The organism is Rhodobacteraceae bacterium S2214 (assembly GCA_025141675.1).
Lineage (GTDB): Bacteria > Pseudomonadota > Alphaproteobacteria > Rhodobacterales > Rhodobacteraceae > Yoonia.
Genome location: CP081161.1, coordinates 1,040,975 through 1,053,707 on the forward strand (window position 1 = coordinate 1,040,975; position 12,733 = coordinate 1,053,707).

The 12,733-nt window shown below is 53.6% G+C and carries 9 protein-coding genes; 7 read left to right on the forward strand and 2 right to left on the reverse strand.

The genetic code is table 11. From position 1 onward, the window contains the following. Nucleotides 1–12 precede the first annotated feature (12 nt). The 3 genes from rpoC (at nucleotide 13) to K3729_05150 (ending at nucleotide 6,445) form a co-directional block, all read left to right on the forward strand. Nucleotides 13–4,269 carry a DNA-directed RNA polymerase subunit beta' gene (gene rpoC / locus K3729_05140; GenBank protein ID UWR00162.1) on the forward strand — a complete coding sequence of 1,419 codons (4,257 nt, stop codon included), beginning with the start codon at nucleotides 13–15 and terminating at the stop codon, nucleotides 4,267–4,269. 246 nt (nucleotides 4,270–4,515) lie between these two features. Continuing rightward, a complete protein-coding gene (locus K3729_05145; GenBank protein ID UWR00163.1) occupies nucleotides 4,516–5,502 on the forward strand; it encodes a fatty acid desaturase in 987 nt (328 codons plus the stop codon). A gap of 37 nt (nucleotides 5,503–5,539) precedes the next feature. Next, nucleotides 5,540–6,445, forward strand: a complete 906-nt coding sequence (locus tag K3729_05150) for a DMT family transporter (protein UWR00164.1) — start codon at nucleotides 5,540–5,542, stop codon at nucleotides 6,443–6,445. Nucleotide 6,446: 1 nt separating this feature from the next. Here K3729_05150 and K3729_05155 read toward each other — a convergent pair whose 3' ends face one another. Together K3729_05155 and K3729_05160 are read right to left on the reverse strand one after the other, a co-directional pair. Then, on the reverse strand, nucleotides 6,447–7,073 hold the full coding sequence (locus K3729_05155; GenBank protein UWR00165.1) for a hypothetical protein: 627 nt from the start codon (nucleotides 7,071–7,073) through the stop codon (nucleotides 6,447–6,449). Between the two features lie 127 nt (nucleotides 7,074–7,200). Continuing rightward, nucleotides 7,201–7,878, reverse strand: coding sequence for a hypothetical protein (locus K3729_05160; GenBank protein ID UWR00166.1), 678 nt, complete (start codon nucleotides 7,876–7,878; stop codon nucleotides 7,201–7,203). 392 nt (nucleotides 7,879–8,270) lie between these two features. Here K3729_05160 and rpsL point away from each other — a divergent pair, with 392 nt between their 5' ends. The 4 genes from rpsL to tuf all read left to right on the forward strand — a co-directional run bounded on the left by rpsL (nucleotide 8,271) and on the right by tuf (nucleotide 12,598). Next, on the forward strand, nucleotides 8,271–8,642 hold the full coding sequence (gene rpsL, locus K3729_05165; GenBank protein UWR00167.1) for a 30S ribosomal protein S12: 372 nt from the start codon (nucleotides 8,271–8,273) through the stop codon (nucleotides 8,640–8,642). A gap of 96 nt (nucleotides 8,643–8,738) precedes the next feature. After that, on the forward strand, nucleotides 8,739–9,209 hold the full coding sequence (gene rpsG / locus K3729_05170; protein UWR00168.1) for a 30S ribosomal protein S7: 471 nt from the start codon (nucleotides 8,739–8,741) through the stop codon (nucleotides 9,207–9,209). Between the two features lie 15 nt (nucleotides 9,210–9,224). Beyond that, nucleotides 9,225–11,342, forward strand: a complete 2,118-nt coding sequence (gene fusA / locus K3729_05175; GenBank protein UWR00169.1) for an elongation factor G — start codon at nucleotides 9,225–9,227, stop codon at nucleotides 11,340–11,342. A gap of 80 nt (nucleotides 11,343–11,422) precedes the next feature. Continuing rightward, nucleotides 11,423–12,598 carry an elongation factor Tu gene (gene tuf / locus K3729_05180; GenBank protein UWR00170.1) on the forward strand — a complete coding sequence of 392 codons (1,176 nt, stop codon included), beginning with the start codon at nucleotides 11,423–11,425 and terminating at the stop codon, nucleotides 12,596–12,598. The last annotated feature ends 135 nt before the right edge of the window (nucleotides 12,599–12,733 follow it).

The window sequence follows — 12,733 nt, forward strand, 5'->3', positions numbered from 1 at the left end:
AAGGAATTGAAAATGAACCAGGAACTGACAAATAACCCGTTTAACCCGCTCACACCGGCGAAAACGTTTGACGAAATCAAGGTCTCTTTGGCCTCACCAGAACGGATTCTGTCGTGGTCCTTTGGTGAGATCAAAAAGCCGGAAACCATCAACTACCGGACGTTCAAGCCCGAGCGTGACGGTCTGTTCTGTGCGCGTATCTTTGGCCCGATCAAGGATTACGAATGCCTGTGCGGTAAATATAAGCGCATGAAATATCGCGGCGTTGTCTGCGAGAAATGTGGTGTTGAAGTAACGCTTCAAAAAGTACGTCGCGAACGGATGGGCCACATCGAATTGGCAGCACCTGTTGCACACATCTGGTTCCTCAAGTCGCTTCCATCCCGGATCGGCCTGATGCTGGACATGACCCTGCGCGATCTGGAACGTATCCTGTACTTCGAAAACTACGTTGTGATCGAACCGGGCCTGACCGACCTCACTTACGGTCAGCTGATGACCGAAGAAGAGTTCAACGACGCGCAAGACGTCTACGGCATGGACGCGTTCCAAGCTAACATCGGCGCCGAAGCGATCCGCGAAATGCTGTCTCAGATCGACCTCGAAGGCGAAGCTGAACAGCTGCGTGCTGACCTGAAAGAAGCCACAGGCGAATTGAAGCCGAAGAAGATCATCAAGCGTTTGAAGATCGTCGAAAGCTTCATCGAATCCGGCAACCGCCCGGAATGGATGGTTCTGACCGTGATCCCTGTGATCCCGCCAGAATTGCGCCCACTGGTGCCACTGGATGGCGGCCGTTTCGCGACGTCCGACCTCAACGACCTGTACCGCCGTGTGATCAACCGGAACAACCGTTTGAAGCGTCTGATCGAACTGCGCGCGCCTGACATCATCGTCCGTAACGAAAAGCGGATGTTGCAGGAATCTGTTGATGCGTTGTTCGACAACGGTCGTCGCGGTCGTGTCATCACTGGTGCGAACAAGCGTCCATTGAAATCCCTCAGCGACATGCTGAAGGGGAAACAAGGTCGTTTCCGTCAAAACCTTTTGGGTAAGCGCGTCGACTTCTCTGGCCGTTCGGTCATTGTGACGGGTCCGGAACTGAAACTGCACCAGTGTGGTCTTCCTAAGAAGATGGCGCTCGAGCTGTTCAAACCGTTCATCTACTCGCGTCTTGAAGCCAAAGGCCTGTCTTCCACAGTGAAGCAAGCCAAGAAATTGGTCGAAAAAGAACGCCCAGAAGTGTGGGATATCCTCGACGAGGTCATCCGCGAACACCCTGTCATGCTGAACCGTGCGCCTACATTGCACCGTCTTGGTATTCAGGCGTTCGAACCGGTTCTGATCGAAGGTAAAGCGATCCAGCTGCACCCGCTCGTTTGTTCTGCGTTCAACGCTGACTTCGACGGCGACCAAATGGCGGTTCACGTTCCATTGTCATTGGAAGCACAGCTTGAAGCACGTGTTCTGATGATGTCCACGAACAACGTTCTGTCACCGTCCAACGGTGCACCGATCATCGTGCCATCACAGGATATGATCTTGGGCCTGTACTACACCACAATCATGCGTGAAGGCATGGTCGGTGAAGGCATGATCTTCTCGGACATCGAAGAAGTAGAGCACGCGTTGACGGCTGGTGAAGTTCACCTGCACGCCAAAATCCACGCACGTATGCCGCAGATCGACAACGAAGGTAACGAAGTCATGGAGCGGTTCGAAACCACTCCGGGTCGTCTGCGCCTTGGTGCCTTGCTGCCACTGAACGCGAAAGCACCTTTTGCTCTCGTGAACCGTCTTCTGCGGAAGAAAGAAGTGCAGCAGATCATTGATACGGTCTACCGCTACTGTGGTCAGAAAGAATCCGTGATCTTCTGTGACCACATCATGACGATGGGTTTCCGCGAAGCGTTTAAGGCTGGTATTTCGTTCGGTAAGGACGACATGGTTGTGCCTGACACGAAATGGGAACTGGTTGGCGAAACACGTGACCTCGTAAAAGACTTCGAACAGCAGTACATGGACGGCCTGATCACTCAGGGTGAAAAGTACAACAAAGTTGTCGATGCTTGGTCAAAAGCCAACGACAAAGTCACTGACGCGATGATGGACACGATTGGTACAACACCAATCATGGAAAATGGATCTGAAGGTGAACCAAACTCGGTTTACATGATGGCCCACTCCGGTGCCCGTGGTTCGGTTACACAGATGAAACAGCTGGGCGGGATGCGCGGCTTGATGGCTAAGCCAAATGGCGAAATCATCGAGACACCAATCATCTCGAACTTTAAAGAAGGTCTGACCGTTCTCGAGTACTTTAACTCGACACACGGTGCTCGTAAGGGTCTGTCAGATACGGCTTTGAAAACAGCGAACTCTGGTTACCTGACACGTCGTTTGGTCGACGTGGCGCAAGACTGTATCGTCCGTGAAATCGACTGTGGCACCGAAATGGCCATCACAGCCGAACCAGCGGTTAACGACGGTGAAGTGATTGCATCGCTTGCAGAACGCGTCCTTGGCCGTGTGTCTGCGGATGACGTGATCAAACCGGGCACTGACGAGGTGATCGTTGCTGCCGGTGAACTCATCGACGAACGTACATCTGACCTGATCGACGTGGCTGGCATTTCCAAAATGCGCATCCGTTCACCACTGACATGTGAGGCCGAAGACGGCGTCTGTGCCATGTGTTACGGACGTGACCTTGCCCGTGGTACACGCGTTAACATCGGTGAGGCCGTCGGCATCATCGCGGCGCAGTCCATTGGTGAACCTGGTACACAGCTGACGATGCGGACATTCCACATCGGCGGCGTTGCGCAAGGTGGTCAGCAGTCCTTCCAAGAGGCATCCCAGCCGGGTAAAATCCGTTTCGACAATGCAAGCTTGCTGGAAAACACAGCTGGTGAGATGGTCGTGATGGGCCGGAACATGGTTCTGTCGATTGAAGACAGCGAAGGTACTGAACTGTCCAAGCACAAGGTTGGCTACGGTTCCAAGGTCTTCGTCAAAGAAGGTCAGGACATTCTGCGCGGCGACAAGCTGTTTGAATGGGATCCGTTCACACTGCCAATCATCGCTGAGAAATCAGGTACTGCGCGTCACGTTGACCTCGTTAACGGTATCGCAGTGCGTGAAGAAACCGATGACGCGACAGGTATGACACAGAAGATCGTGACAGACTGGCGTGCGGCTCCGAAAGGTAATGAACTTGCACCTAAGATCATTGTTGTCGGTGCTGACGGTGAACCTGCTCTGAAAGACGACGGTAACCCAGTATCTTACGGCATGTCCGTTGATGCGGTTCTGTCTGTCGAAGACGGTCAGGAAATCTCTGCTGGTGACGTTCTTGCGCGTATTCCGCGTGAAGGTGCGAAGACCAAGGACATTACCGGTGGTCTGCCACGGGTTGCGGAATTGTTCGAAGCACGTCGTCCGAAAGATCACGCGATCATCGCCGAAATCGATGGTTATGTGCGCTTCGGGAAAGACTACAAGAACAAGCGCCGCATCGCGATTGAATCAGCCGATGATGCAGACGTGAAGGTCGAATACATGGTGCCGAAGGGTAAGCACATTCCAGTTGTGGAAGGTGACTTTGTCCAGAAGGGCGATTACATCATGGACGGTAACCCAGCGCCGCACGATATTCTTGCGGTTATGGGCGTCGAAGCCTTGGCTGACTACATGATCGACGAAGTTCAGGACGTTTACCGTCTGCAGGGCGTTAAGATCAACGATAAGCACATCGAAGTCATCGTGCGTCAGATGCTCCAGAAATGGGAAATCCAAGACAGCGGCGACACAGTTCTGCTCAAGGGCGAAACTGTCGATAAGGCTGAATTCGATGAAGCCAACGCCAAAGCGCTGAAGCGTGGCGACCGCGTTGCAACGGGCGAGCCGATCCTCTTGGGGATCACCAAAGCGTCCTTGCAGACACGTTCGTTCATCTCTGCGGCGTCGTTCCAAGAAACAACGCGGGTTCTGACAGAGTCTTCTGTTCAGGGTAAGCGCGACAAACTGGTCGGCCTCAAAGAGAACGTCATCGTGGGTCGTCTGATCCCAGCGGGTACAGGTGGGGCAACCCAGCGCGTCCGCAAGATCGCGACAGACCGTGATAACGTAGTGATCGAAGCGCGTCGTGACGAAGCTGAACAAGCCGCGGCATTGGCTGCACCGTCCGCAATGGACGTCGCTGACGATGTTGTTGGTGGTGATGTCTTCGATACGATCATCGAGGAAACACCGGATAGCCGCGATTAATCTGACCTGTCAGACGAAATGATTGAAAAGGCCCCCGCAGGACACTGCGGGGGCCTTTTTCTTTGATCGCAGCTTGCTGCACTGCATCTGGACGAGCTGGCTCTTTGGCGGCGTATCACACGCAACAGCCTAAAATTTAACCAGTTGGTCAGGTTCTCCCGACTTGATTGGTTAATGCACGTGTCCTAGCGTCAATCTCACGCGACATTATCGCAAAATTTGACACGCCGATTTGAAAGAAAACATATGTCCATTCGAAAAATGGCACACCCTTTTGCCGCTCCGCAGGACGGTGTTGCACTCATCCATTTGATCATCACAACCATTATGTATTTTGGTTCAATCGTTCTTGGGACCGTCTATTTTGGCAATTTCCCGATCATGGCGCTTGCAATCATCCTATTCACGGGCGGCGGCATCCGCTTCTTTGGCGCCCAACATGACTGTGGGCACGCGGCGCATTTCAGCAACCGTACTGTCAACACAGTTGTTGGTGTCATCCTTGGCGCGTTCACGGCGCATCCGTTTTTCGCGATGCGGCATAATCATAACCTCCACCACCGCCACATCGGCAACCTTGATGAACGCGACGCGCATGAGGTTCTGACGTGGACCGTGGCAGAATATCAGGCCGCCGGTTTTTGGGGAAAACTGTATTACCGGACGTACCGGTCCGCTCCAGTGATCTATTTCATCGGCCCCGTGTTCATTTTTTTCATCCGCTACCGCATTCCGAAGAACGTCACGAAAACGGGCTGGACCGATGTCGTGACCCAAAATGCCCTGATGTGTGGGCTGTGGGCCATCATCTACTTTGTCGGTGGCGAAACGGCGTTCTTGTTCTTCGTGATCGCGAACGTGTTTGCGTGCTGCTTCGGGACCTTCATGGTTTACGCAGGGCATAATTTCGAAGACGCTTATTGGGAACATGAAGGTGGTGTCGACTTTGAAGAAGCATCGCTCAAAGGATCAAGCGTGCTTGATTTTGGCCCGATCTTTCACTTTCTCACCTACAACTTTGCCTTCCACGACCTGCACCATCTGTACGTGAAAATTCCGGCCTATCGATTGAAGGCCTGCCACGAAGCATTGGTCGATGTCTTGCAGCCAACCCGTATGGGCTGGGGCGAAGCAATCGCCTGCGTAAAATGGAAATTGTGGGACGAAGACGCCAAACGCATGGTCCGCTTTTCGGACGTCAAAGAACCGGTCGCCCTGCAACCTGCTGAATAATCTGGCGCAGGGAAACGGACGCTGCTACGGCTGATCCATGGCCATTTTGACAGACAACATGCGCGGCGCACTTTTCATGATGGGGTCCATGACGGCCTTCACCGTGAACGATGCCTTTATGAAATCAGTTTCGACTGACTTGCCGCTGATGCAGTCTATTTTCCTGCGTGGGGTGATCGTCTTGCCGCTGCTGATCCTGCTGTGTAAATCCATGGGCCAGCTGCGTTTTGACCTAAGCCGCCGGGACTGGACCTTGGTTTTGATCCGCACCGTTGCGGAAATGGCCGGCGCGTTCTTGTTCATCAAAGCTTTGTTCAACATGCCTTTGGCGAACGTCAGCGCGATCCTGCAGGCCTTGCCGTTGACCGTTAGTTTGGCCGCGGCGCTGTTCTTTCAAGAACCGCTTGGGTGGCGTCGGATTACTGCGATTATTGTGGGATTCGCAGGTGTTCTCCTGATCGTCAGGCCGGGTGGGGCGGATTTCAACGTCTATTCGATCTATGCCATCGCAGCCGTTCTGATCGTAACCGTCCGCGATCTGGCTGCGCGACGCATGTCGCGCGACGTTCCTTCGACGCTTGCGGCTGTTGTGGCCGCGATCGGGGTGACTGTGATGGCCGCGATTGGTTTGCTGACGGAAACATGGGTGCCGGTCACGGTTCCACATGTCGGGTTCTTAACGGGTGCTGCGGTCTTCATCATCGGGGGCTACGTCTTTTCCGTCGCTGCCATGCGCGTCGGCGAAATCGGCTTCGTCGCGCCGTTCCGATACACGAGCCTTCTGGTCGCGTTGATCCTAGGATTTCTAGTGTTCGGGGAAATCCCTAAGGCGCTGACATTCCTTGGGGCAGGCATCGTCGTCGCGATGGGACTTTTCACATTGTATCGCGAACGACGCGTGAAACGGCGACTGGCCCGCCAAATGGCAAGCCAGTCTCAGTAATTTACTGGCGTTCGCCGAAGAATTTACCAGTTCCTGTCAGCGTCACGTCATAGTCATCGGATGCGGACCCTGTTGTGCCACCGGAAACATCGCCGACAATTGTGTCGCCGTCGTCAAAATCGGTGACAAAATCGCCGCGCAGATCAAGTGACCAGGTGCTTGTCTGTTCCACCAAAACATCGTCCAGAACAGCATCCAAGACGCCTGTCGCGGTTGCCTCGATCCGGCCGTCCCGTGCGTCGCCGCGTACCGTCAATTCGCCACCGAATTCTTGGTCTTCGAAACCGTCGTCATTATCGTCGAACAGGTTAATCTGGGAAATCGTGCCATCGATCCCACCACTGCCTTCGCGTCCTGCCGTTGCCGAAATATCGACGCCCATCTCAAGAAGGCCAAGGATACTGTAATCGTCTTCACCGTTGACGATTGCATCGCTGCGGACGTGCCCTTCGTATGTGGCGGACCCTGTGGGGATGTCCGTCGCTGCGGTGAAATCGAGCCTGCTTGCGCGAACATCATCGGCGCTTAGCGCGGTCAGGTCAGAACGGCTGAGCGTGTTTTCATTTGGTAGCTCGCAGGCGGCAAGCCCGGCGATGGCGAAAAACGGTAAGGCAAATTTATAAGTCATCTGTAATGGATCCTATGTTTGAAATGGCAGCAGCGGACACCCTGCAAAGTGATTGCAGGGCTTATGATATTCAATATCAACGGGTCGGGACAGGTCGGGAAATGCTGACCATGCGAAATCCCGCCTGTCATCGTTCGACCCCAACGAAACGACCGTTGCCGGTCAGGTCCACGTTGTAATCATCCCGCGATCCGCCCGATGTGCCGCCTGTCGCGGAACCGGCGATTGTGTCTGCGGTCGCGAAATCATCGCGGAACGACCCATCAAGATCAATCGACCATTCCGCTACTTCATCACGGGTGCCCGTGCGGGCGCGTCTCAGGTCGCCAACTGCGGTGGCTTCGATTTCGCCGGATACGCTGTCCCCGCGGATATCAAGCGTCCCAGACAGTGGAATAAGACGATCATTGGATTCGCGATCAATCACGGTGACGTCTGTGATCGTCCCAGTGATGGGATTACGTCCCACAAAACTGCTGCGGCTATTGATATCAACGTCCAGTTCAAGATCGCCAATCACGTCGTACCCACTTTGGTTTTCGATGACGGCACTGCTGCGCACATGACCGTCGTAGGTGGCGGTTCCGTATGGTACGCGTGTCGCCGACGTTTCGGGCAGGGTAGACCCGAACTTATCATCGGCGACCGCCGCGTTGAAATCTGACGCCGTGAACGCGGGTCTAATGACTGTTGGCGTGGTCGTTGGCGTGGGGGCCGATACAACAGGTTTGTTCGTGACCGTTTGCGCACCGCAGGCAGCGGTGGTTGCAGTTGCGATGATGAGCAGGGCAGGGCGGATAGACATGGCAGCTCCTTTTCTGGATGGCTTGCCTTGATCAACACGACCGGTGTGCAGATATTCAATATCGGTGGCTGTGATCCGGGCTGTTATGCGATATCGCCCCGCATAACGGCGTCTGAAATCCTACGATGCGGGCGCCCTGTTGACACCTTTCCCGACTCTGCCTATACGCCCGTTCATCCGGGTAGGGGGCATTGCGTCTTTTGACCTGATATCAAGATAAAAGTGGTCAAGAACCGGTCTAATGCTGACTTGTTCCTCTGTAGCCCGCCGCACCAAACCTCCGGTAAGGGTTTGACTGCGGATTTTTTGTGCTGGTCTTAGCTGATTGGCGTTTGCCGACCTTAATCGTGCCTTCGGGTGCATAATTTGTGAATAGATGGGAACATCAAACGATGCCAACGATTCAGCAGCTGATCCGCAAACCGCGCCAGCCAAAAGTCACTAAGTCCAAGTCTCAGCACTTGGAATCATGCCCGCAGAAACGCGGCGTATGTACACGTGTTTATACAACAACACCTAAGAAACCGAACTCCGCGATGCGGAAAGTTGCCAAGGTTCGCCTGACCAACGGTTTCGAAGTCATTTCTTACATCCCTGGTGAAAGCCACAACCTTCAGGAACACTCTGTGGTTCTGATCCGTGGCGGTCGTGTAAAAGACCTTCCGGGTGTCCGTTACCACATCCTGCGCGGTGTGTTGGATACCCAAGGTGTTAAAGATCGTAAGCAGCGCCGCTCCAAATACGGTGCGAAGCGTCCTAAGTAATCGCGGAACGGCGGACCCATATTGGTCCGCCCTACCCACCATCCGTAGGGCGGGGACATCCCCCGCCGTTGCCCGAAACGAGAGAGAGACCGACACATGTCACGTCGTCACGCCGCTGAAAAACGCGAAGTCCTACCTGACGCCAAATACGGCGATAAGGTTCTGACAAAATTCATGAACAACCTGATGATCGACGGCAAAAAAGCCGTTGCTGAGCGGATTGTTTACAACGCATTCGACCGCGTTGAAGATAAACTGAAGAAATCACCAGTGGAAGTGTTCCACGAGTGCCTCGACAACATCAAACCAAACCTCGAAGTGCGTTCGCGCCGCGTTGGTGGTGCTACGTACCAGGTTCCTGTTGAAGTACGCCCAGAGCGCCGTGAAGCGCTTGCTATTCGTTGGTTGATCGCTGCTGCTCAAAAGCGCAACGAAAACACAATGGAAGAACGCCTTGCTGGCGAGCTGATGGATGCGATCAACGGTCGCGGCACAGCCGTTAAGAAACGCGAAGACACCCACAAAATGGCCGATGCGAACAAAGCATTCAGCCACTACCGCTGGTAATAGGAAACATCTGATATGGCACGCGAGTATCCACTCGAACTGTACCGGAACTTTGGTATCATTGCGCACATCGATGCGGGTAAAACCACATGTTCCGAACGTATCCTGTACTATACAGGTAAGTCCCACAACATCGGCGAAGTGCACGATGGTGCTGCGACAATGGACTGGATGGAGCAGGAGCAGGAACGGGGTATTACAATTACTTCCGCTGCGACCACGACATTCTGGGAACGCACAGAGAACGGCACAGAAGCTGACTCTCCTAAGCACCGCATGAACATCATCGACACACCAGGCCACGTTGACTTCACAATCGAAGTTGAACGTTCCTTGGCTGTTCTCGATGGTGCTGTTTGTGTTCTTGACGCCAACGCTGGTGTTGAACCACAGACCGAAACTGTTTGGCGTCAGGCTGACCGCTACAAAGTTCCGCGTATGGTTTTTGTCAACAAAATGGACAAAATCGGCGCTGACTTCTTTAACTGCGTCAACATGATCGAAGACCGGACTGGCGCGCGCGCTATTCCTATCGCATTCCCGATTGGTGCGGAAACAGAGCTGGAAGGCCTTGTTGACCTCGTCACTATGGAAGAATGGTTGTGGCAGGGTGAAGACCTTGGTGCATCATGGATCAAAGCACCGATCCGTGCCGATCTTGCTGACAAAGCTGCGGAATTCCGTGAGCGTCTTGTCGAAGCTGCTGTTGAGCAGGACGACGATGCGATGGAAGCGTACCTCGAAGGTAACGAACCAGACGTGCCAACACTGCGCAAACTGGTCCGTAAGGGTTGTCTGAACCTGTCTTTCGTTCCTGTTCTGGGCGGTTCTGCGTTCAAGAACAAAGGTGTTCAGCCTCTGTTGAACGCTGTTGTCGACTACCTGCCGAGCCCGCTCGACGTTGTTGACTACATGGGCTTTAAGCCAGGCGACGAAGAAGAAGTTCGTAACATCGCACGTCGTGCGGATGACGATATGGCGTTCTCCGGCCTCGCATTCAAAATCATGAACGACCCATTTGTGGGCTCTTTGACATTTACACGGATTTACTCCGGTACATTGTCTAAGGGTGACACCATGCTCAACTCTACCAAGGGTAACAAAGAGCGTGTTGGCCGTATGATGATGATGCACTCTAACGACCGTGAAGAAATCAACGAAGCATTCGCTGGTGACATCATTGCGTTGGGTGGTCTGAAGAACACAACAACAGGTGACACCATCTGTGCGCCAAACGATCCAGTTGTTCTTGAAACAATGACGTTCCCAGATCCTGTGATCGAGATCGCCGTTGAGCCAAAAACAAAAGGCGACCAAGAAAAGATGGGCCTCGCCCTTCAGCGCTTGTCAGCCGAGGATCCATCCTTCCGCGTGGAAACTGATCTTGAATCCGGTCAGACCATCATGAAGGGTATGGGCGAACTTCACCTCGACATTCTTGTTGACCGCATGAAGCGTGAATTCAAGGTTGAGGCGAACATCGGTGCGCCACAGGTTGCTTATCGTGAAACCATTGGTCACGAAGTTGAACACACTTACACTCACAAGAAACAATCTGGTGGGTCTGGTCAGTTCGGCGAAGTGAAAATGATCATCACACCGACAGAGCCGGGCGAAGGCTATTCTTTCGAATCCCGCATCGTTGGTGGTTCCGTGCCAAAAGAATACATCCCAGGCGTCGAAAAAGGCATCCTGTCCGTTATGGACAACGGTCCTTTGGCTGGCTTCCCTGTGATCGACTTCAAAGTGGCGTTGATCGACGGTAAGTTCCACGACGTTGACTCTTCCATCATGGCGTTCGAAATCGCTGCGCGTATGTGTATGCGTGAAGGCATGCGCAAAGCGGGTGCGAAATTGCTCGAACCAATCATGAAGGTCGAAGTGATCACACCTGACGAATACACAGGTGGTATCATCGGCGATCTGACATCCCGTCGGGGTCAGGTTCAGGGTCAGGATACACGGGGTAACGCTATTGCAATCGACGCAATGGTGCCACTGGCGAACATGTTCGGCTACATCAACACATTGCGCTCCATGTCCTCCGGACGTGCGCAGTTCTCGATGCAGTTCGACCACTACGATCCAGTACCGTCGAACATCTCTGAAGAGATCCAAGCGAAATTTGCATAAACGGTTGGCGGGCCTAACAGCCCGCCGCCCAATCCAGACAATCGAATATCCCCAAGGTGGGATTATTTAAGGAGGCCATCATGGCTAAGGAAAAGTTTGAACGCACGAAACCGCACGTCAACATCGGTACAATCGGCCACGTTGACCACGGTAAAACGACGCTGACAGCGGCGATTACAAAGTACTTTGGCGACTTCCAAGACTACGACCAGATCGACGGCGCGCCAGAAGAAAAAGCACGTGGTATCACGATCTCTACAGCACACGTTGAGTACGAGACTGAAACACGTCACTACGCGCACGTTGACTGCCCAGGTCACGCCGACTACGTGAAAAACATGATCACTGGTGCTGCCCAAATGGACGGCGCGATCTTGGTTGTGAACGCAGCAGACGGCCCAATGCCACAGACACGCGAGCACATCCTGCTCGGCCGTCAGGTTGGCATCCCGTACATGGTTGTTTACATGAACAAAGTTGACCAGGTTGACGACGAAGAGTTGTTGGAACTGGTTGAAATGGAAATCCGTGAGTTGCTGTCTTCTTACGAATACCCAGGCGACGACATTCCAGTGGTTCCAGGCTCTGCTCTGGCAGCTATGGAAGAGCGTGACGACAACATCGGTAAAGACTCAATCGTTGCTCTGATGGCAGCTGTTGACGACTACATCCCGACACCTGCACGTGCGGTTGATATGCCGTTCCTGCTGCCAGTTGAGGACGTGTTCTCAATCTCTGGTCGTGGTACAGTTGTAACTGGCCGTGTTGAGCGTGGCGTTGTGAACGTTGGCGACGAACTGTCCATCGTTGGTATCCGTGAAACACAGAAAACGACATGTACTGGCGTTGAAATGTTCCGCAAGCTGCTTGATCGCGGTGAAGCAGGCGACAACGTTGGCGTTCTGCTGCGCGGCATCGACCGTGATGGCGTTGAGCGTGGTCAGGTTCTGTGTAAGCCAGGTTCCGTGAACCCGCACACAAAGTTCGAAGCAGAAGCCTACATTCTGACAAAAGAAGAAGGCGGTCGTCACACACCATTCTTCGCGAACTACCGTCCACAGTTCTACTTCCGTACAACTGACGTGACAGGCACTGTTGTTCTTCCAGAAGGCACAGAAATGGTCATGCCGGGCGACAACCTGAAGTTCAACGTTGAACTGATCGCTCCAATCGCCATGGAAGACGGCCTGCGCTTCGCGATCCGCGAAGGTGGCCGTACTGTTGGCGCCGGCGTTGTGTCTAAGATTGTTGAATAAACAAACTTAGAAGCGGGTGGCAGGGACTTTCCCCTTGAGGAAAGTGCCCGAGAACCCGCCTCGCTCAAGATTATCGAAAAGGCCGCGCCAGAAATGACGCGGCCTTTTTGTTTTGGGGAAGGTATTCAACCCTTC